The organism is Mycobacterium sp. NGS40, assembly GCF_059812735.1.
Map to the genome: position 1 here is coordinate 200,939 of NZ_JCALDG010000003.1, position 18,841 is coordinate 219,779.

22 protein-coding genes are annotated in these 18,841 nt (G+C 66.2%); 14 read left to right on the forward strand and 8 right to left on the reverse strand.

Annotation, left to right across the window (positions count from 1 at the left end):
* Positions 1-2 precede the first annotated feature (2 nt).
* Positions 3-677 (reverse strand): TetR family transcriptional regulator, encoded by a 675-nt coding sequence (locus AC5Y5O_RS06640; RefSeq protein ID WP_096283688.1) that lies wholly within the window; start codon positions 675-677, stop codon positions 3-5.
* Positions 678-746: 69 nt separating this feature from the next.
* On the opposite strand from AC5Y5O_RS06640, the gene AC5Y5O_RS06645 reads away from it, so the two are divergent.
* The 4 genes from AC5Y5O_RS06645 to AC5Y5O_RS06660 all read left to right on the forward strand — a co-directional run bounded on the left by AC5Y5O_RS06645 (position 747) and on the right by AC5Y5O_RS06660 (position 4,664).
* Positions 747-1,865 carry a ferredoxin reductase gene (locus tag AC5Y5O_RS06645; RefSeq protein ID WP_500024316.1) on the forward strand — a complete coding sequence of 373 codons (1,119 nt, stop codon included), beginning with the start codon at positions 747-749 and terminating at the stop codon, positions 1,863-1,865.
* Positions 1,866-1,946: 81 nt separating this feature from the next.
* Positions 1,947-3,068, forward strand: coding sequence for a fatty acid desaturase family protein (locus AC5Y5O_RS06650; protein WP_096283692.1), 1,122 nt, complete (start codon positions 1,947-1,949; stop codon positions 3,066-3,068).
* Positions 3,069-3,090: 22 nt separating this feature from the next.
* Entirely contained in the window at positions 3,091-3,615 is a 525-nt protein-coding gene (locus tag AC5Y5O_RS06655; RefSeq protein ID WP_207768432.1) for an SRPBCC family protein, read from the forward strand.
* On the forward strand, positions 3,615-4,664 hold the full coding sequence (locus AC5Y5O_RS06660; RefSeq protein ID WP_096283693.1) for an LLM class flavin-dependent oxidoreductase: 1,050 nt from the start codon (positions 3,615-3,617) through the stop codon (positions 4,662-4,664). Before AC5Y5O_RS06655 ends, AC5Y5O_RS06660 begins: the two co-directional genes overlap by 1 nt.
* A 71-nt stretch (positions 4,665-4,735) precedes the next feature.
* On the opposite strand, the gene AC5Y5O_RS06665 is transcribed toward AC5Y5O_RS06660, so the two are convergent.
* Together AC5Y5O_RS06665 and AC5Y5O_RS06670 are read right to left on the reverse strand one after the other, a co-directional pair.
* A complete protein-coding gene (locus AC5Y5O_RS06665; RefSeq protein WP_096283695.1) occupies positions 4,736-5,839 on the reverse strand; it encodes a DUF1214 domain-containing protein in 1,104 nt (367 codons plus the stop codon).
* Complete coding sequence (locus tag AC5Y5O_RS06670) at positions 5,836-6,435, reverse strand: TetR/AcrR family transcriptional regulator (RefSeq protein ID WP_500024320.1); 600 nt, start codon at positions 6,433-6,435, stop codon at positions 5,836-5,838. Before AC5Y5O_RS06670 ends, AC5Y5O_RS06665 begins: the two co-directional genes overlap by 4 nt.
* Positions 6,436-6,463: 28 nt before the next feature.
* Between AC5Y5O_RS06670 and AC5Y5O_RS06675 the strand changes: the two genes are divergently transcribed.
* Both AC5Y5O_RS06675 and AC5Y5O_RS06680 read left to right on the forward strand, forming a co-directional pair.
* Positions 6,464-7,699: a sulfotransferase family protein gene (locus AC5Y5O_RS06675; protein ID WP_500024322.1), complete on the forward strand. Its 1,236-nt coding sequence runs from the start codon at positions 6,464-6,466 to the stop codon at positions 7,697-7,699.
* A gap of 24 nt (positions 7,700-7,723) precedes the next feature.
* Positions 7,724-8,608 carry an alpha/beta fold hydrolase gene (locus AC5Y5O_RS06680; protein ID WP_096283701.1) on the forward strand — a complete coding sequence of 295 codons (885 nt, stop codon included), beginning with the start codon at positions 7,724-7,726 and terminating at the stop codon, positions 8,606-8,608.
* 1 nt (position 8,609) lies between these two features.
* Here AC5Y5O_RS06680 and AC5Y5O_RS06685 read toward each other — a convergent pair whose 3' ends face one another.
* Both AC5Y5O_RS06685 and AC5Y5O_RS06690 read right to left on the reverse strand, forming a co-directional pair.
* Positions 8,610-8,822 carry a TOBE domain-containing protein gene (locus tag AC5Y5O_RS06685; protein WP_096283703.1) on the reverse strand — a complete coding sequence of 71 codons (213 nt, stop codon included), beginning with the start codon at positions 8,820-8,822 and terminating at the stop codon, positions 8,610-8,612.
* Positions 8,823-8,838: 16 nt separating this feature from the next.
* Positions 8,839-9,456, reverse strand: a complete 618-nt coding sequence (locus AC5Y5O_RS06690; protein WP_096283705.1) for a TetR/AcrR family transcriptional regulator — start codon at positions 9,454-9,456, stop codon at positions 8,839-8,841.
* A 129-nt stretch (positions 9,457-9,585) separates the two neighbouring features.
* On the opposite strand from AC5Y5O_RS06690, the gene AC5Y5O_RS06695 reads away from it, so the two are divergent.
* Positions 9,586-10,911 carry a cytochrome P450 gene (locus tag AC5Y5O_RS06695; RefSeq protein ID WP_096283707.1) on the forward strand — a complete coding sequence of 442 codons (1,326 nt, stop codon included), beginning with the start codon at positions 9,586-9,588 and terminating at the stop codon, positions 10,909-10,911.
* Here the strand turns inward: AC5Y5O_RS06695 and msrA are convergent.
* Complete coding sequence (gene msrA / locus AC5Y5O_RS06700) at positions 10,908-11,420, reverse strand: peptide-methionine (S)-S-oxide reductase MsrA (protein WP_096283709.1); 513 nt, start codon at positions 11,418-11,420, stop codon at positions 10,908-10,910. The genes AC5Y5O_RS06695 and msrA overlap by 4 nt on opposite strands.
* A 128-nt stretch (positions 11,421-11,548) precedes the next feature.
* Between msrA and AC5Y5O_RS06705 the strand changes: the two genes are divergently transcribed.
* Genes AC5Y5O_RS06705 through AC5Y5O_RS06720 form a run of 4 tightly spaced genes read left to right on the forward strand, consistent with a single transcriptional unit; the run spans position 11,549 to position 14,350 of the window.
* Positions 11,549-12,055, forward strand: a complete 507-nt coding sequence (locus AC5Y5O_RS06705) for a nuclear transport factor 2 family protein (RefSeq protein ID WP_096283711.1) — start codon at positions 11,549-11,551, stop codon at positions 12,053-12,055.
* Entirely contained in the window at positions 12,052-13,077 is a 1,026-nt protein-coding gene (locus AC5Y5O_RS06710) for an NAD-dependent epimerase/dehydratase family protein (RefSeq protein WP_500024326.1), read from the forward strand. Before AC5Y5O_RS06705 ends, AC5Y5O_RS06710 begins: the two co-directional genes overlap by 4 nt.
* 10 nt (positions 13,078-13,087) lie before the next feature.
* A complete protein-coding gene (locus AC5Y5O_RS06715; protein ID WP_096283715.1) occupies positions 13,088-13,927 on the forward strand; it encodes a class I SAM-dependent methyltransferase in 840 nt (279 codons plus the stop codon).
* A 42-nt stretch (positions 13,928-13,969) separates the two neighbouring features.
* Positions 13,970-14,350 carry a DUF427 domain-containing protein gene (locus AC5Y5O_RS06720; RefSeq protein ID WP_096283717.1) on the forward strand — a complete coding sequence of 127 codons (381 nt, stop codon included), beginning with the start codon at positions 13,970-13,972 and terminating at the stop codon, positions 14,348-14,350.
* Position 14,351: 1 nt separating this feature from the next.
* Here the strand turns inward: AC5Y5O_RS06720 and AC5Y5O_RS06725 are convergent, their stop codons facing one another.
* Positions 14,352-14,741, reverse strand: coding sequence for a nuclear transport factor 2 family protein (locus AC5Y5O_RS06725; RefSeq protein ID WP_096283719.1), 390 nt, complete (start codon positions 14,739-14,741; stop codon positions 14,352-14,354).
* 61 nt (positions 14,742-14,802) lie between these two features.
* Between AC5Y5O_RS06725 and AC5Y5O_RS06730 the strand changes: the two genes are divergently transcribed.
* Together AC5Y5O_RS06730 and AC5Y5O_RS06735 are read left to right on the forward strand one after the other, a co-directional pair.
* Positions 14,803-15,714, forward strand: coding sequence for a DNA-3-methyladenine glycosylase family protein (locus AC5Y5O_RS06730; protein WP_096283721.1), 912 nt, complete (start codon positions 14,803-14,805; stop codon positions 15,712-15,714).
* Positions 15,715-15,788: 74 nt separating this feature from the next.
* Positions 15,789-16,340 (forward strand): Dps family protein, encoded by a 552-nt coding sequence (locus AC5Y5O_RS06735; RefSeq protein ID WP_096283723.1) that lies wholly within the window; start codon positions 15,789-15,791, stop codon positions 16,338-16,340.
* A gap of 2 nt (positions 16,341-16,342) precedes the next feature.
* On the opposite strand, the gene AC5Y5O_RS06740 is transcribed toward AC5Y5O_RS06735, so the two are convergent.
* Complete coding sequence (locus AC5Y5O_RS06740; RefSeq protein ID WP_096283725.1) at positions 16,343-17,779, reverse strand: chloride channel protein; 1,437 nt, start codon at positions 17,777-17,779, stop codon at positions 16,343-16,345.
* A 78-nt stretch (positions 17,780-17,857) separates the two neighbouring features.
* Between AC5Y5O_RS06740 and AC5Y5O_RS06745 the strand changes: the two genes are divergently transcribed.
* Positions 17,858-18,841 carry a pirin family protein gene (locus AC5Y5O_RS06745; protein WP_096283727.1) on the forward strand — a complete coding sequence of 328 codons (984 nt, stop codon included), beginning with the start codon at positions 17,858-17,860 and terminating at the stop codon, positions 18,839-18,841.

Consider the following 18,841-nt stretch of genomic DNA (forward strand, 5'->3'; position numbering starts at 1 on the left):
GGTCAAGGGTTGCTTCGCCAGCCGGCGATGCCGATGGCGATCATGCGCAACTGTTTGACCGCGATCCGCCGGATGTCTTCGAGCGCCTCGGCGGTCTGGGCGTCTTCGATCGCCTCGGCGATCACGATCATCGAGTTGACGAACAGGGTCGCCAGCACGTTGAGGTCTTCTGTGCTCCACGCGTTGAGGCCCGGGAAGCGGGCCAGGTCGGTGGCCAACTCCGAGGTGATCAGCCGGATCTCGGTGCGGATCGCGTAGCGCAGCACGCTGAGCCCGCTGTTGCGCTCGCGGCCGATCAGACGCCAGTGCTCGCGGCGGTCGGCGACGCTGGCGATCAGGATCTCGACGGACGACTCGATCACCCGGTTCGGGTCGAGCTTGCCGGCGCGCGCGTCGCGCAGGGTGTCGCGCAAACTCCGGAACGACTCGTCGATCAGCACCAGCCCGAGCGCTTCCATCGACTCGAAGTGCCGATAGAAGGCCGCGGGCACGATACCGACCTCGCGGGTGACCTCACGCAGGCTCAGGGCCGAAAAGCTGCGGTCTTGCAGCAGCTTGAGTGCTGCGGCGATGATGGCGCGCCGAGTGGCCTCCTTGCGCTCTTCGCGTGAGGGGCTTTCTCGGGAACGCTCGCGGCCCGAACGGTGCGGCCGTGAGCTAGGAGTACGACCGTTCACTGTGTGAAGCCTACCACAGAGCTGCGGAAACCCTTGACTAGCTGCACCCATACGTCGCACGGTGTACATATGTTCACTCAAAGAAGTCAGACCTCGCGTCGGAACTTCGCCAAGACTTTCCGGAACCGCATCCTCGGTTCCGACCTGGTTGAACTGCTTACCGGCCCGCACGGTGTCGACCGCTACACCGAGCTGGTAGACCCAACCTGGACCCAGGGCGAAGCCCGCGCCAAGATCATCGACGTGCGGCGTACCACGCCGCGCAGCGTCACGCTCACCCTCGCCCCGAACGAGAGCTTCACCGCCAACCACACCGTCAAGGCCGGTCAGTACGTCAACGTCGCCGTCGAAATCGACGGCCGCCGGCACACCCGCTGCTATTCCCCGGCCAATGTCGAAGGCAGCGAAACCCTCGAGTTGACCGTCGGCCGTCATGACGGCGGGTTGGTCTCGAACTTCCTGTACGAACAGGCCCGCCGCGGCATGGTGGTCGGGCTCAGTGGTGTCGGCGGGGACTTCGTCCTGCCGGCGCTGGGCTCCTCCGAAAGGCCGCGGCGGATCCTCCTGATCTCCGGCGGCAGTGGCATCACGCCCGTCATGGCGATGCTGCGCACCCTGGTGGCCGAGGGGCACTTGCAAAACCAGGGGGCGGAAATCGCGTTCGTCCACTACGCGCGCACGCCTGCGGAGGCCTGCTACCGCGAGGAGTTGGCCGCGATGCCCGGGGTCCGGGTGTTGCACGGGTTCACCCGTTCGGGTTCGGGCGAGCTCGACGGACGCTTCGGGCCGCAGCATCTGGCCGCCGCGATGCCCGACCCGGATGCGGTATTCGTCTGCGGCCCAACGGCTTTGGTCGAAGCTGTCCGCGAGCATTGCGACACCGTGTACACCGAGAGCTTCGTGCCGCCGGCGATCACGGCTCCGTCGAACCCGTCGGGCGGACGAATCACGTTCGCGGACAGCGGAGTTGACGTCGTCGACGACGGTCGCTCGCTGCTCGAGCAGGCCGAATCGGCCGGCCTGACGCCGGAGAACGGATGCCGGATGGGCATCTGCCACACCTGCACCCGCCGGAAGGTCTCCGGCACCGTGCGCAGCCTGACCACCGGCGCGGTCTCGACCGCTCCGGACGAAAACATCCAGATCTGCGTGTCCGTCCCCGTCGGGGACGTCGACCTCGCGCTTTAAGGCGATCGCAAGCCCGGCGAAGCCGAGCGCAGCGGGTCGCCGCCAATTACACACAGAACGTAAACGATTGGAGGAGGAGCTATGTCACACGACAAGATCACCCTTACCCCTGAGCAGGCCAACGAACTCGGCCGTGAACTCGACGCCATCCGGGATCGCGTGATGGCGGACCTCGGCGCGGCGGACGCCGACTACATCCGTCGCGTCATCAAGACTCAGCGGGCGCTGGAAGTCGGCGGGCGCGCTCTGCTGTTCCTGCCGCCGGCCTGGCTGCTGGGCACCGCGATGCTGGGCGTTGCGAAAATCCTGGACAACATGGAGATCGGCCACAACATCATGCACGGCCAGTACGACTGGATGCGCGACCCGAATATCTCCGGGCGCTCGTTCGAGTGGGACACCGCGTGCCCGGCCGATCAGTGGCGGCATTCGCACAATTACATGCACCACACCCACACCAACATCGTCGGGATGGACCGCGACATCGGTTACGGCATCATCCGGATGAGCGAAGACCAGAAATGGACGCCCTACTTCATCGGTAACCCGCTGTATGCGTTCCTGCTGATGGTGCTGTTCCAGTACGGCGTCGCGCTGCACGAGCTGGAGACCGAAAAGATCCGCTCCGGCGAGATCCGGGTCTGGGACAAAAAGGACACCCTCAAGGAGATCTGGAAGAAGACCAAGCGCCAGACCCTCAAGGACTACGTCGCGTTCCCGCTGCTGGCCGGCCCGTTCGCGCCGTTCGTCTTCACCGGCAACATGACGGCCAACCTGATGCGCAACGTGTGGTCGTACATGATCATCTTCTGCGGCCACTTCCCAGACGGTACTCAGGAATTCACCGTCGAAGAGACCACGGACGAGTCGCGCGGCCAGTGGTACTTCCGCCAGGTGCTGGGTTCGGCAAACCTGACCGGTGGCAAGATCTTTCACCTGCTGTCCGGCAACCTGTCGCACCAGATCGAGCACCACTTGTTTCCCGACATGCCGGCGCGCCGGTATGCCGACATCGCGCCCGAGGTGCAAGAGATCTGTGAGCGCTACGGGATCCCCTACAACAAGGGGCCGTTGCTGCAGCAGTTCGGCACCGTGGTGCGCAAGATCGTCCGGCTGACCTTCCCGGACCCGGGCAAGCTGACGTCGTTGCTGCCGAAGATCAAGGCCGACAAGCCGGCCGACCGCGAGCCCGTCGCGGCCTGAGTCCCGCCCCGGGTGGGGGACAATGGGCGGCGTGGAGTGGACCGGAGCACGTTACGCCGACAAGCCGACCGTGGAAGTTTCGACGTGGATTGACGCCGATCCGGCCCGGGTCTGGAATCTGGTCTCGGATATCAAGCTGATGCCGACCCTGAGCAACGAGCTGCAGTCCGTGGAGTGGGCCGGCGGCGCCGACCGGCCGAAGGTGGGTGCCCGCTTCGTCGGCCACAACCAGCACGACGCGTTCGGCGAATGGAGCACCACCTCGCACATCGTCGTCTGCGAACAGCACCGGGAATTCGCGTGGGCCGTCGGCGATGCCGGGCATCCGTCAGCGATCTGGCGGTTCCGGCTGGAGCCCCGGGACGGCGGCACCAGCCTGAACTACTGGATGCAGATGGGACCAGGACGCTCGGGGCTTTCGGTGGCGATCGACTCCATGCCGGACAAAGAGGAAAAGATCGTGTTCGTCCGGATGCGCGAATTCGAGACCGCGATCGGCAAGACCCTGGCAGCAATCAAGAGGCTGGCCGAACACGGGGTGCGCTGATGCGCACCGCGACCACGGTCGAGTTGTCCGGCGGCAGCGACCAAGCCGGCCAGGTGGTGACGCTGGCCGTCGAAGCCGAAAAGCTGGGGCTCGACGTGTGCTGGGTGGCCGAGGCGTGGGGTGCCGATGCTGCGTCGGCGCTGGGCTACCTCGCGGCGCGCACCGACACGATGCTGCTCGGCTCCGGCATCATGCAGGTCGGCACCCGGTCGCCGGTGCTGGTCGCGCAGACCGCGATCACGCTGTCCAACCTGTCCAACGGGCGTTTCCTGCTGGGGCTGGGCGCTTCCGGGCCCCAGGTGATCGAGGGCCTGCACGGCGTCTCGTTCCGCCGGCCGCTGGCCCGCCTCGCCGAGACCGTCGACATCGTCCGGCAGGTGTTCGCCGGGGGCAAAATCTCTTACTCCGGCAACGAGTTTCAGATCCCTCGCCCCGGTGAGGCGGTCCCGATGCGGGTGTCGAACGCGCCACAGCACGCCATCCCGATCTACCTGGCCACGCTGTCGCCGGCGATGCTGCGGCTGACCGGACAGATCGCCGACGGCTGGCTGGGCACCAGTTTCGTGCCCGAGGGCGCCGCCGAGGCGTACTTCGCCCACCTCGACGAGGGCCTCACGGGTGCCGGTCGCACCCGCGCGGACATCGACGTCTGTCAGGGTGCCGAGGTCGCGTTCGCGGCCGACGAGGGCGAGCTGAGCGGCATGGTCGCCAGCCGCAAGAAGGAACTCGCGTTCAGCCTCGGCGGCATGGGGTCGTCCAGCACGAACTTCTACAACCAGGCCTACAGCCGGCAGGGCTGGGCCGGGGTCGCCGCTGCCGTGCGTGAGCGCTGGCAGGCCGGCGACCGCGACGGCGCCGCGGCGCTGGTGAGCGACGACATGGTGCTGGGCACCACGCTGATCGGCACCGAGCAGATGGTCCGCGCGCGCCTGGCGGTATGGCGCGATGCCGGCGTCGACACCGTGCGACTCTATCCGGCCGGCGACACGCTGGATGCCAAGCTGACGACGCTGGGCCGCGCGATCGAACTGGTCCGCGAGGTGGGTTGATTCAGTCCGAGCGTGGGGCCTATGGACGAATTCCGGCGGTTTGGGGTACTCAGGGCCCACACTCGGCGGGGTTAGGTGGTGGCGGTCGGTGCGTCGATGGCCTTGACGAGTTGCACCTCGGGCCGCTGCGGCACCCCGTCGGACAGGAACCACCGGAACGCCAGGTTGCCGAGTGGATAGCCCAGCGTCGTCAGTGAATTCGGGTGAGCCAGGATCTCTTTGGACAATACGATCGTCACGGAGCCGTCGCTGTTGAGCGCGGCGCTGTGGTTGTTGAGCGACGAGCGGGCGCCCTCGTCGCCGTAGGTGGCCATGAACTGGTTCCACACCACCAGGTTCCAGAACCGGCATGACGGCGGTCGATGCGTGATGACCAACGCCTCGTCGTCGTCGAGCACGAAACTGCCGTACGCATAGCAGGCGTCGCGGGCCGACCAGCCGAAGTTGGCATCGGGAACCTGATAGGGATCGGCGAATTGGTTTGCGGCGTGCGCGGTTTCGTGGCCCAGCCCGTGTTGGTCGTCCACCCGTGTCCCGACGGCCAACGGCACGATGGCGAACATGGTGCGCATCCAGGCCGCGGCCGCGCGCAGACTGGCTGCCGTCTCGGCGTCGCCATGCCGGATCGGCTCCGGCTCGTCGAGTGCCTCGATCTGCCATGTCACCGGGCGGCCGGTGGACGGGTCGGCCTGGTAATCGCGGGTCATCAGCACCACCGCGTCGGGTGTCGCCGGGAAATCGAAGGCGAAGTTGCCGTCGGCGTCGATGTCGAGATCGGTGTCGCGGACGATCGCGACGATGCGGTCCGACCACGCGCCCGGTGCGGGTTCGTTGTAGGCGGTCACCGAAAAGTACACGCTGTCACCCTTATTACCGCTGATGCGATACCGCCGCTTCTCATCGACCGGGCAGATGAAGTAATACGCGTCGGTGTTGTCGCCGCCCCAACGGCGATCGCGACGGAACGGGGTGTTGACGGCGACGAACTGCGGACGACCGGGCTCGGGGAACAGGTAGGTGTCGAAGGCGACGCCCAACGTGGTGGCCAGCATGCGATAACCGTCGGCAATGTGACGGTCGTCGGTCACCGCGCGGTCGCCCTCCAGAAAGGAGCGGTCGAGGTCACCGATGGTGGCCAGCAGCTCTTTCCACGCGGCTGTCGATTCGTGCGTCATGCGCTGATTCCTTTCAGGAGCAACGTGGTGGTGCGGTCCACCCAGGCGTCCGCACGTTCGGGGTCGAATTCGTCAGGGCGGGTGAGCAGGCCCATCAGGGTGATGCCGGCGATGGCATCTGTTATCTGGGAGGCGAGTTCGGAAGCCGTTGCGTCGCTGCGCACTTCGCCGCGAGCCGCGGCGCGTTCGAGCGACTCGCCGAGACCGCCGCCGGTGATGCCGGCGAAGCGTTTCAGCAGCGCCGAATGCAGGGTCGGATCGGCCGCCATCTCGCCGACCAGGCCGGGCAAGGCGGCCCGGGCGGCCGGTGTGGTCAGGAAAACCATTGCGCGACGGACCATTTCGCGCAGGTCATCGGGCAGCGAACCGGTTTCGGGGATCTCGGTGGCGGCGCCGATCGGGAACACCGCCTCGTGCACCAGATGCGCCTTGCTGGGCCAGCGGCGATAGATCGCGGGCTTGCTGGTGCCGGCGCGTTCCGCGATGGCCGAGACCAACAGTCCCGGATATCCGGTCTCGGCCAGCAGCTCGACGGTGGCGCGCAGCACCGCACCGTCGATGCGCGCGTCACGGGGCCGGCCAAAATCCACTACCATTACGAAACTCAGAGTAACATAAGTCGCCGTGACCGACGCCGTTCGCCTGGACGACCTGACCTTGCCCCGTTTCAGTGCCGAGGGTCAGCAGATCCTCGACATGATGGCCACGATGGCTCCGCAGTGCCCGCTGGAGTCCGACGCGTTGCACGCGCAGGCCAGCGCCGACACCGGCCTGCACGACTTCGGGCCCGACGACTACCGGGAGCGCCTCGAGGTCTACCTCGCCGCGGTGCGTGAGATCGACGGGCTGCACGGCGCCGGCATCGTCAACTTCTACGGCCAGCTGCTGCAGCTGCTCAAGAACCGTCTGCTGCTGACCGACCTATTGAAGCGGCATCCCGAGATCAACGACATCGAACTGCGCTCGCCGGTGGTGATCGCCGGGCTGCCCCGCACCGGCACCACGCACCTGCACAACCTGCTGGCCGCGCCGCCCACCTTCCGCACCATGCCGTACTGGGAAAGCAATGAGCCGTTCCCGTTGCCGAATGAGGTTGGCGCCGAGCCGGATCCACGCCGCGCGAGGATGGACGTCGCGGTCGGGGTGGTCAACATGGTGATGCCGCATTTCGCGCTGATGCATGAGATGACCACCGATCACGTGCACGAAGAAATCCAGCTGCTGGCCAACGACATCTCCACGATGCTGTTCGAGACGCTCGGCGAGGTGCCGCGCTGGCGCGATTACTACCGCACCCATGACCAGACACCCCATTACGAATACCTCGCCACTCAACTCAAGGCGATGCAGTTCCTGCGCGGGGGCAGACGCTGGCTGCTCAAGTCGCCGCAGCATCTCGAGCAGGTGCGGGTGCTGGATCGGGTGTTTCCCGACAGCATCGTCGTGTTCACCCACCGTGATCCGGTGCCGGTGGCGCTCTCGATGATCGCGATGATCACCTACTCCGCACGCATGCACCGCTCACCGGTGCCGGTGGCACAGATCGCCAACTCGTGGATCGACCGCCTCGATGCGATGCTCACCGCACTCGTGCGCGATCGCGACGCCATCGGTCCGGATCGCTCAATCGACATTCGGTTCAACGATTTCATGGCCGACGAACTCGGTGTCGCCGAGCGGGTCTACGCCCTGGCCGGCGAACCGTTCACCGACGAGGCACGCAAGCCCATCGCCGACTACCTCGCGAACCACCAGCGCGGCCGCTTGGGCAACGTGCAGACGTCGTTCGACATGTTTGGTCTGCAGGAGAGCGCGCTGCGCGAACGGTTCGCTCCGTATGTCCAGCGGTTCCTGGATTAGGCTCAGTGCGATAGCTTTTCAGGCATGGTCACCATGCCCGCGTTGGACGGAGTCGAACACCGGTACGTAGAACTCGGCGACGGAGTGACAATCCACGTCGCAGACGCTGGGCCGCCCGGCGGGCCGGCCGTGATGTTGGTGCACGGCTTCCCGGAGAACTGGTGGGAGTGGCATGAGCTGATCGGTCCGTTGGCCGCCGATGGGTATCGGGTGTTGTGTCCGGATCTGCGCGGCGCGGGCTGGAGTTCGGCGCCCCGCTCGCGCTACACCAAGGTCGAGAAGGCCGAGGATCTCGCCGGCGTGCTGGACCATTTGGGTATCGACAAGGTGAAGCTCGTCGCCCACGACTGGGGCGGACCGACCGCGTTCATCATGATGCTGCGCCATCCGGAGAAGGTGACCGGATTCTTCGGCATCAATACCGTTGCGCCCTTTGTGAAGTTGAGTCCGTCGGGGGTGCTCAACCTGTGGCGGCTGTGGTACCAGATTCCGATATCGCTGCCCGTCATCGGCCCCCGGTTGCTCAGGGATCCCAACTCGCGGTTCATGCGAATGTTGGGGCCCTGGGTCGGTGGCGGGTACTCGATTCCCGAGGAGAGCGCCAGCTTGTACCTCGAGTGCATGCGCGAGCCGGGCCACGCGGAGGCGGGCTCGCGGTGGTACCGCAGTTATCAGACCGGAGAAATGATGCGCTGGGTGCGCGGCCAGTACGCGGACGCTCGCGTCGACGTGCCGGTCCGCTGGCTGACCGGTACGCAGGATCCGGTGATCACGCCCGACCTGACCGACGGATATGAGGACCGCATAGGCGATTTCGAGGTGGAGCTGGTCGACGATGCCGGCCACTGGATCATCGCGCAACGACCCGACTTGGTGCTGGACCGGGTGCGCGCGTTCTTGAAACTGTGAGTTACTCGACGCCGATCGTGACTTCGGTCGACTTGATGAAAACCGTCGCGGGCTGACCGGCCTTGAGACCGAGGTCGAGCGCGGCGTCCTTGGTGACCGAGGAGGTGACGATCTGATCGCCACCGTCGAGTTTGACCTTCACGACCGCCATCACTGTCCCGAGTTCAACCTCGGTGATGGTCCCTTTGAGCTGGTTTCGAGTGGATAGCCGCATGCGACGAGGCTAGCTGCTACTGGCGAGGGCCCAGCAGCGCGATGCACGCGTCGACGGCCGGTTCGACGATCTCGCGGACGGCCTGGCCGTCTTCGACGGCGAGCGCGGTCAATTCGCGCAGCCCGCCGAGCAAGATCACGGCCAGCGGCGCGGTCAGTGCCGGCAGTTCGGCGCGCTGGAACCCGGGGCTGGCGCTGAGGTCGATCAACAAGTCGGACAACAGCTGTAGGCCGCGGCGCTGAACCGGTCGACCGACGGGTCCCAGCGACGGGAGCTCACGAATCCAGCTCAACGTAATCGCCGGCCGCGCTTCGATATAGGCGACGTAGGCCTCGACGGCTTGGCGGATCTGGTCATGCCAGTCGGTCTCCGGATCGACAGAGGCGGCGATGCGCTCACCGAGGTTTTCGATGTCGGCGGCCAGCAGCTCGAGGAAACATTCTTCTTTGCTGGCGAATTGGTCGTAAAACGTGCGTTTGGACGTGCGCGCGTGGCGCACCACGTCGGCGACGGTGCTGGCACGATAGCCGCGTTCGCCGATCGAGGTGGCAAGACCGTCGAGCAGCCGGAGCCGGAAAGGATCGTCTACAACCGCGACCTCAACCGCGTCTGTCACCGTCGTGGCGGATGGCATGTCTGGTGGCCCTTTCGGCGTTCACTCCCTTGTCAGGTTCGGTACCACAGAGTACCGTACACGGATAGATCTGTGGTACACCGCGGTACCAACCCCGGACCGGGGCAGATATTGGGGAGACGTAGCGCCATGAGTGAAGTAGTCACCGCCGCACCGCCGGGCTCCGCAGTCAGACTGCCACCCGCAGTGCGGGCGCCGAAGCTGTTGCAGGGCTTGGGCTTTGCGATTTCGCGACGACTGATGATGCAGCGATTGTCACGCCGCTACGGCAGCGTGGTCGCGCTGAAGCTGCCGATGTGGGGGCGCGTGATCGCGGTCAGCGACCCGCAGCTGGCCAAACAGATCTTCACCACCAGCCCAGACGAACTCGGCAACATCCAGCCCAATCTGAGCAGATTCTTCGGCTCCGGCTCGGTATTCGGACTCGAGGGCGACGACCACCGCCGCCGTCGGCGGTTGCTCGCGCCGCCGTTCCACGGCAAGAGCATGAAGAACTACGAGAACATCATCGAAGAAGAGACACTGCGCGAGTCCGCCGAGTGGCCGGAGGGCCAGCCGTTCGCGACGCTGTCGCCGATGATGCGAATCACGCTCAACGCCATCCTGCGTGCGGTTTTCGGTGCCGATGGCGCCGAGCTCGACGAGCTACGACGGCTCATCCCGCCGTGGGTCACGCTGGGCTCGCGCCTGGCCGCGTTGCCGAAGCCCAAGCGCGACTATGGCCGGTTCAGCCCATGGCACCGGCTGGATGAATGGCGGCGGCAGTACGACAACGTCATCGAGAAGCTGATCGCGGCGGAGCGGGCTGACCCGGACTTCGCCGATCGGGCCGATGTGCTCGCGCTGCTGCTGCGCAGCAGCTACGAGGACGGTTCGACCATGTCGCACAAGGAGATTGGCGACGAGCTCCTGGCCCTGTTGGCGGCGGGGCACGAGACCACCGCGTCGACGCTGGCGTGGGCATTCGAGCGAATCAGCCGGCATCCGCAGCTGCTGACGCAGCTCGTCGACGAGGCTGACGGCGACGGCAACGAGCTGCGGCAGGCGACGATCCTGGAGGTTCAGCGGTCAAGGACCGTGATCGATTTCGCCGGCCGTCACGTCTACCCGCAGACGTATCAACTGGGCGAGTGGGCGATTCCCCGCGGCTATTCGATCATCGTCGGCATCGCGCAGATACACGACAATCCGGACGTATTCCCCGATCCCGGGCGCTTCGACCCGCAGCGGTTCATCGGAAACAAACCGTCGGCGCTTTCCTGGATTCCGTTCGGCGGCGGCACCCGCCGCTGTGTCGGGGCGGCCTTCGCCAACATGGAGATGGACGTCGTGCTTCGAACGGTGTTGCGCCACTTCACCATTGAGACCACCGACGCCCCGGACGAGCGCTGGCACTCCCGCGGAGTCGCGTTCATCCCGAAGCACGGCGGCCGGGTTGTGCTGCGGCGACGCTAGGCGGACGCGCGACGAGGCAGCTTCCAGCCCGGGCGGATGTAATGGCAAGTGTATCCGCTGGGGTAGCGCTCCAGGTAGTCCTGGTGTTCGGGCTCGGCCTCCCAGAAGTCGCCGGCGGGACTGACCTCCGTTACGACCTTGCCGGGCCACAACCCCGAGGCCTCGACGTCGGCGATGGTGTCCAGCGCGATCCGCTTCTGCTCGTCGTCGACATAGAAGATCGCCGAGCGGTAGCTGGTGCCGCGGTCGTTGCCCTGCCGGTTTTTCGTTGTCGGATCGTGGATTTGGAAGAAGAACTCCAGCAGCGTGCGGTAGTCGGTGGCGGTGGGGTCGTAGACGATCTCGATGGCCTCGGCATGCGAGCCGTGGTTGCGGTACGTGGCGTTGGGTACGTTCGGGTCGCCGGTGTAGCCGACGCGGGTCGAGACCACGCCGGGCTGTTTGCGGATCAGGTCCTGCATGCCCCAGAAGCAGCCGCCGGCGAGAATCGCCTTTTGCGTGTCGGTCATGTCATTGCCTCATTTCGTTCGGGCCGAATGGCCGCAATCTCCCTCCGATTATCCTGATGTTCTCGACCACGTACACCCGCGAGGCGATGCCCTCGACAAACCACGGTAGAACGTGTTCTAGTTTTCGCGTGAACAGCCCGCAATTCTCCCGGAGCGAACTCGTCGACGCCTTCGCCGCATTCGAAGCGACTGTGGATGCGGCCGCGCAATCGCATGATTGGGACGCCTGGGTCCAGCACTACACACCCGACGTCCTGTACATCGAACACGCGGCGGGCACGATGCGCGGGCGCGACGAGGTTCGGGAGTGGATCAGCCGGACCATGGGCAGCTTTCCGGGCAGTCACATGGTGGCGTTCCCCTCGCTGTGGCACGTCATCGACGAGCCCACGGGCCGCGTCATCATGGAGCTCGACAACCCGATGCGCGATCCCGGCGACGGCACCGTCATCGGGGAGACCAACATTTCGATCATCACCTACGCCGGCGACGGCCTGTGGCGGCAACAGGAAGACATCTACAACCCGCTGCGCTTCGTGCAGGCCACGCTGAAGTGGTGCCGCAAGGCGGCCGAACTCGGCACCCTCGACGACGCGGGTGCGCAATTCGTGGCGCAGTACGGCGGCGCGCAGTGAGCGCCAAACCGAAACTTGTCATCGGCGCCAACGGTTTCCTCGGCTCGCATGTGACCCGCCAGCTCGTCGGCGATGGTGCGTCCGAAAACTTCGACGTGCGGGTGATGGTGCGCGAAGGCGCGAACACCCGCTCGATCGACGACCTCGACGTCACCCGCTTTCACGGCGACGTCTTCGACACCGCCACGCTGCGCAAGGCGATGGACGGTGTCGACGATGTGTACTACTGCGTCGTCGACACTCGCGCGTGGCTGCGTGACCCGGCGCCGCTGTTCCGCACCAATGTCGAGGGGTTGCGCAACGTTCTCGATGTCGCGACGGACGCCAACCTGCGCCGGTTCATCTTCACCAGCACCTACGCGACCGTGGGCCGACGGCACGGGCATGTGGCCACCGAAGCGGACGTGATCGCCTCGCGCGGGCTGACTCCCTACGTGCAGTCCCGGGTCCAAGCCGAAAACCTGGTGATGCGCTACGTCGCCGACGCCGGGTTGCCCGCCGTCGCGATGTGCGTGTCCACCACCTACGGCGACGGCGACTGGGGTGGGACCCCGCATGGCGCCTTCATCGCGGGCGCGGTCTTCGGCAAACTGCCCTTCCTGATGAACGGCATTCAGCTCGAGGTCGTCGGCGTCGACGACGCCGCCCGCGCCATGATCCTGGCCGCCGCGCACGGCCGCATCGGGGAGCGCTACCTGGTTTCCGAGAAGATGATGGCGCTCAACGATTCGATCCGGATCGCGGCCGAGGAGGCCGGTGTCCCGCCGCCGCAGCGGGCGATCTCGGTCCCGATGCTCTACGCACTGGCGGCGGCCGGCACCGTGAAGGCCAAGCTGACCGGCACCGACGCCCAGCTCAGCCTCACCTCGGTGCGGATGATGCGCGCCGAAGCGCCGGTCGACAGCAGCAAGGCGCGCCGCGAGCTGGGCTGGCAGCCGCGCCCGGTCGAGGAATCGATTCGCGAGGCCGCCCGGTTCTGGGCCGCGATGCGCACCCCCCGAACGGCCGCCCAACCCGAATAGGCTCGGTCGAATGGACCGGATTCGCGTCGATCTCAGCGGGCCGCCGCAGACGATGCTGGCGACGCTGTACGCCAAAGCGCTGGACGCCGACGCGCCCAACTCGATCCTGAGCGATCACTACGCCAAGACCGCCGTGGACCGCATCGAATACGACTGGGCCGCAACGACTATCGACGCGCGCCGCGCCCCGTCGGTCGCGGTTCGCACCGCGCACTTCGACAACTGGGCCCGCCAGTTCCTGGCCGTGCACGACGAAGCAGTCGTGCTGCACGTGGGCTGCGGCCTGGACTCCCGGGTGTACCGGCTCGATCCGGGCCCGGGCGTGCGCTGGTACGACATCGACTACCCCGACGTGATCAGCCTGCGCGAACGTGTCTACCCGCAGCGGGCCAACTGCCGGATGTTGGCGGCCTCGGTCACCGAACCGGCGTGGCTGCAGGAGATAGTCCCCGACCGTCCGGTGCTGTTCCTCGGCGAAGGCCTGACCATGTATCTGACCGAAGATGACGGGCTGGCGTTGCTGCGCCGCGTCGTCGATCGGTTCGCATCGGGTGAGTTGCAGTTCGACGCGTTCAACACGTTCGCCATTCGCACCCAGCGGATCAACGCGGTGGTCCGGCGCTCCGGCTCGACGCTGCACTGGGGCATTGACGGGCCCAGCGACATCGTCGACGCCGTTCCCGGGGTGCGCGTGCTGGCTTGGGAATCGGTCTTCGACAGCGATACGTTCGAGCTGGTTTCACCGTATGTGCGCTGGATCGCCAGGGCGATGGCGGCGGTTCCGGCGTTGCGTTACATGTCGCAATACCATCGCTACGCATTCGGGCCGGTTGATGCGGGGAAGTCTTGACCGCCTGACGGTGTTGCACCGATACGTCTGAGGAGGAAGAGCATGGCCCACAAAGAAATCTTGGAACCCAACGCGGGGCACCCGATCACCATCAGCCCGACCAAGGGACGTGTCCAGGTTCGCGTCAACGGCGAGCTCGTCGCCGACACCACCGCGGCCCTCGAGTTGCGGGAAGCGACGATCCCTGGGGTGCAATACATTCCGCTGGCCGACGTGGCCCAGGACCGGTTGACCCGCACCGAAACGGTCAGCTACTGCCCGTTCAAGGGCGACGCCAGCTACTACGCCGTCACGACGTCGGCGGGTGACACCGTCGAGGATGTGATCTGGACCTACGAGCAGCCGTACCCCGCGGTCGCCGAGATCGCCGGGCACGTCGCGTTTTACCCCAACAAGGCCGACATCAGCGTCACCGCCGAATAGGTCACCCGCCCAGCAGCTTGGCGTAGGCCCGGGTGTCGCTGTACTCGCGCATCGAGACGATCAGCCCGTCACTGGTCTCGAAGATGCACACAAACGGGGTGTCGTATTGCTCGCCGTTGGCATTGGTGCCGGTGGCATACGCCTCCACGACGACCGTTTCTCCTTCGTTGATGCAGCGAAGCAAATCGATGGTGAGCTCGACGGACTGCTTGCGCCGGTCGGTCACGCGGCGCAGGGCCTCCTTGTTGTAGGTCTCCCGGGTGAACAGGCTCCAATAGCTGAAGTCGTCGCTGAGCAACGCGAAACCCTCGTCGAGGTCGCCGCCTTCGCTCAGACTCTGGAGGAACATCCAGGCCAGCTCGGCGTTGGGAGCATCGAACGGCGTCATCACATCGCAATAGTGTCTTGGCAGGTAGTGGGCGGTCAATCAGAGTGGAAATCCGGAGTCTTCGGTGACGAGCACGCGAACGGTGACGTTTCCCGGGGCGGTCAGCTTCGGGCCCACCCTGGCGCCGCTTCGCCGCGGTCCCCGCGACCCCTGCTTTCGCCTCCCGGGTGATGCCACCATCTGGCGCACCAGCCTGCTACCCAGTGGGCCGGTCACCGCGCGCATCAGCCGCGCGGCCGCCGACGCGGCGCACTGCGAGGCCTGGGGCGACGGCGCCGAGCAGTTTCTCGAGCGGCTACCCGCACTGCTGGGTGCCGACGACGACGCCTCGGACTTCACCCCGGCACACCCAACGGTTGCCGCGGCGCAGAAACGCGTGCCGCACCTGCGCCTGGGCCGTACCGGGCAGGTGCTGGAAGCGCTGATCCCGGCGATCATCGAGCAGCGGGTGCCGGGCGCCGACGCGTTCTCCTCCTGGCGGAAGCTAGTGTCCAAGTACGGCACGGTGGCACCCGGGCCGGCGCCGGCCGGCATGCGCGTGCCGCCGTCGGCCGAGGTCTGGCGAAGCATCCCGTCATGGGAATTCCATCGCGCCAACGTCGATCCGCGCCGGGCCCGGACCGTCGTGACGTGTGCGCGCCGGGCGGCCTCACTGGAACGGCTGGCGTCACGGCCGGCGGCACAGGTGCGCGAAGCGCTGACGTCGCTGCCGGGCGTCGGGGAGTGGACGGCCGCCGAGACCGCGCAACGGGCGTTCGGCGATGCCGATGCCGTCTCGGTCGGGGATTACCACATCCCGAAGATGATCGGCTGGACGTTGCTGGGCCACCCGGTCGACGACGAGGGCATGCTCGAGCTGCTGGAGCCGATGCGGCCACACCGCCACCGGGTGGTCTGCGTGCTCTATGCCAGCGGACTGGCCTACGAGCCGAGACGCGGCGCGCGACTGCCGGTCCAGCAAATCCACGCGCTCTGACCAGCCGGTGTTTTCGAACCGGGTCATCGGGTACTCGTCGTGAAATTGCCGGTACGACACGCAGGGAGCGATCGATGACGCAGTTCACCATTCCGGGATTGACCGAAAAGCAGGGCGCCCGGTTGGCCGAGTTGTTGCAGAAGCAGCTGAGTACTTACAACGATCTGCACTTGACGCTGAAGCATGTTCACTGGAATGTCGTGGGCCCCAACTTCATTGGTGTGCACGAGATGATCGATCCCCAAGTCGATGCGGTGCGGGCTTTTGCCGATGATGTCGCCGAACGTATTGCGGCCCTTGGTGCTTCGCCCGAAGGAACTCCGGGCGCCATCATCCGGGACCGGTCATGGGACGACTATTCGGTTGGTCGCGACACCGTCCAGGCACACCTGGCGGCGCTGGATCTCGTCTACAACGGCGTGATCGAAGACATCCGCGAAGCCATCGACGAGACAGACGAACTCGACCAGGTCACCCAGGACATGTTGATCGGTCAGGCCGGACAATTGGAGAAATTCCAGTGGTTTGTCCGCGCGCATCTCGAAAGCGCGGGCGGCACGCTGACTCACGAGGGCAAGAAGACCGAAAAGGGTGCGGCCGACACGGCGCGACGTAAGAAGTCGTAGGGCTACTCGGGCGCGGCCTTGTGCGCGCGCTCGGCTTCGGCAGCCTCTCGGTTGAGGCGCTGTGCCTCGTAGATCGTGACGTTGGTGCGCGACATCAGCAACGACGCGATTCCCACCGCGATGATGGCTCCGGGCACCACCGAGAACGAGCCGGTCATCTCCGCGACCATGATCATGATGGCCAGCGGTGCCCGGGCGACGCTGCCGAAGCAGCTCATCATGCCGACCACGACGAAGATGCCCGGCCCGTTGGGTATTCCGGGCAGAGCGGCCAGATCGCCAAGACGCCAGACGGCGGCGCCGACGAAGGCGCCGATCACGATGCCGGGCCCGAACAGCCCGCCGGAGCCCCCGCTGCCGATCGACAGCGAGGTCGCGACGATCTTCGCCAGCGGCAGGACGAGGACGATCCAGAGCGGGATCTGCAGCAGGGCGGTGCGGTCGGCCGCCAGCTGCGCCCAGCCGTAGCCGCTGCCCAGGATCTCGGGGATCAACAGACCCAGCAGCCCGACCAGCAGGCCGCCCGCCGCGGGCTTGAGGACCGGCCCGCCCGGCAGTCGGCGGGTGAGCCGGACCGAGGCGTGAAAGATCCAGGCGTACAGGTAGCCGACCGCTGCCGCGACCAGACCGAGCACCACGAACCACAGCAGCGGCCATGACTTTTCGAAGCGGTACTCGGCGTCGATGTAGCCGAACAGCGGGTCGAAGCCCAGGAACGCACCGAGCACCGCGTACGCCGTCCCCGAGGTGATGAATCCGGGCAACAGGCAGCGATAGTCGAAGTCGTCGCGGTAGGTGATCGAGGCGGCCAGCACCGCGCCGCCCAGCGGCGCGGCAAAGATCGCGCCGATACCCGCGCCGATGCCCAGCGCGACCGCGATCCGGCCGTCCTCGTCGGACAGGCCGAGGCGCCGGGTCAGCAGCGAGCAGAAGCCGGCCGAGATCTGTGCCGTCGGGCCCTCGCGGCCACCCGAACCGCCCGAACCGATCGTCAGCGCGCTGGCGACCATCTTCACCAGCACCGCCCGGAAGCGGATCGCGCGGGGATCGGTGTGCACCGCCTCGATGGCTTCGTCGGTGCCGTGCCCGGTGGCCTCCGGTGCGAGCTTGGCCACCAGCAAGGCCGACAGCAGCGCCCCGGCCGTTGTCACCAGCGGAATAGCCCATGGCCGCGTGAAGCCGGCCGACCCACGGCTGCCGCCCTCGCCCACCGGCGTCGGGATGCGGTAGTCGGCCAGATAGCCCAGCAGGAAATCGCCGGCGTATTTCAGGACCAGATAGAACACCACCGCGCCCAGGCCCGAGATCACGCCGATCGTGATGCCCAGCGCGAACCACTTGGGCAGGTAGCTCGCCTGTCTGATCGATGCCCCGAATCGCCCGCCGGCGGCCGCGGCAGGAGCGACAGCGGGCTGGGGCTCGTCCTCCGTCGGCTCCACCGCGCCATCCTATGACAGAGCGGAATAACCGGACTCCGGTCCGGTTATATGGGTAGTTCTCAAATGAAGGAGGTTGATATGCCTGCCATCACCGCAGACACGTTGACATTGCCCAGGGTTGGCGCGGCCGCCCCGCAAGACACCGAACGCCCGGTCCGCTCGATCACCACGGGACCGCGCGGATACGAGGGCGAAGGGTTCCCCGTCGTCCGGGCATTCGCCGGAGTCAGCGCCGCCGCCCTGGACCCGTTCGTGCACATGGATCAGATGGGCGAGGTGGACTACGAGCCGGGCGAGCCGCGGGGTACCGACTGGCACCCGCACCGTGGCTTCGAAACCGTCACCTACCTGATCGACGGCAAGTTCGCGCATCAGGATTCCCACGGCGGTGGTGGGCTGATCACCGACGGCGCGACGCAGTGGATGACGGCAGGGTCCGGGATTCTGCACATCGAGACCCCGCCCGCCGAATTGGTCGAAAGCGGCGGCCTGTTCCACGGCATCCAGCTCTGGGTGAACTTGCCGAAGAAGGACAAGTTCGCGGCGCCCAGGTATCAGGCCATCGAAGCCGTCGACGCCAGGCTGCTCGCCTCCGACGACGGCGGGGCATTGGTCCGCATCATCGCCGGTGAGATCGGCGGTCAGGGCGGCCCGGGCGTCACATACACGCCAATCACACTGGCGCACGCCACAATTCAAAACGGAGCACGGCTCAACATTCCGTGGCGGCGCGATTTCAACGCGCTGGTTTACGTGTTGTCCGGCAGTGGGTCGGTCGGCCCGGTCGGTCATCCGATTCACCAGGGCCAATTGGCCGTGCTCGGACCCGGCGACCGGATCACGGTAGCGGCCGACTCGACTCAGGAATCGTCGTCGACCTCAGCAATTGATGTGTTACTGCTGGGCGGACAACCGATTCGCGAGCCGGTATTCCACTACGGGCCATTTGTGATGAACTCCCGCGCGGAATTGCTCCAGGCACTCGAGGACTACCAAGCGGGAAAGTTCGGCAACATTCCGCCAAATGCTTTAATGCCTACCCGAAGGGGTGGCACACTCTAA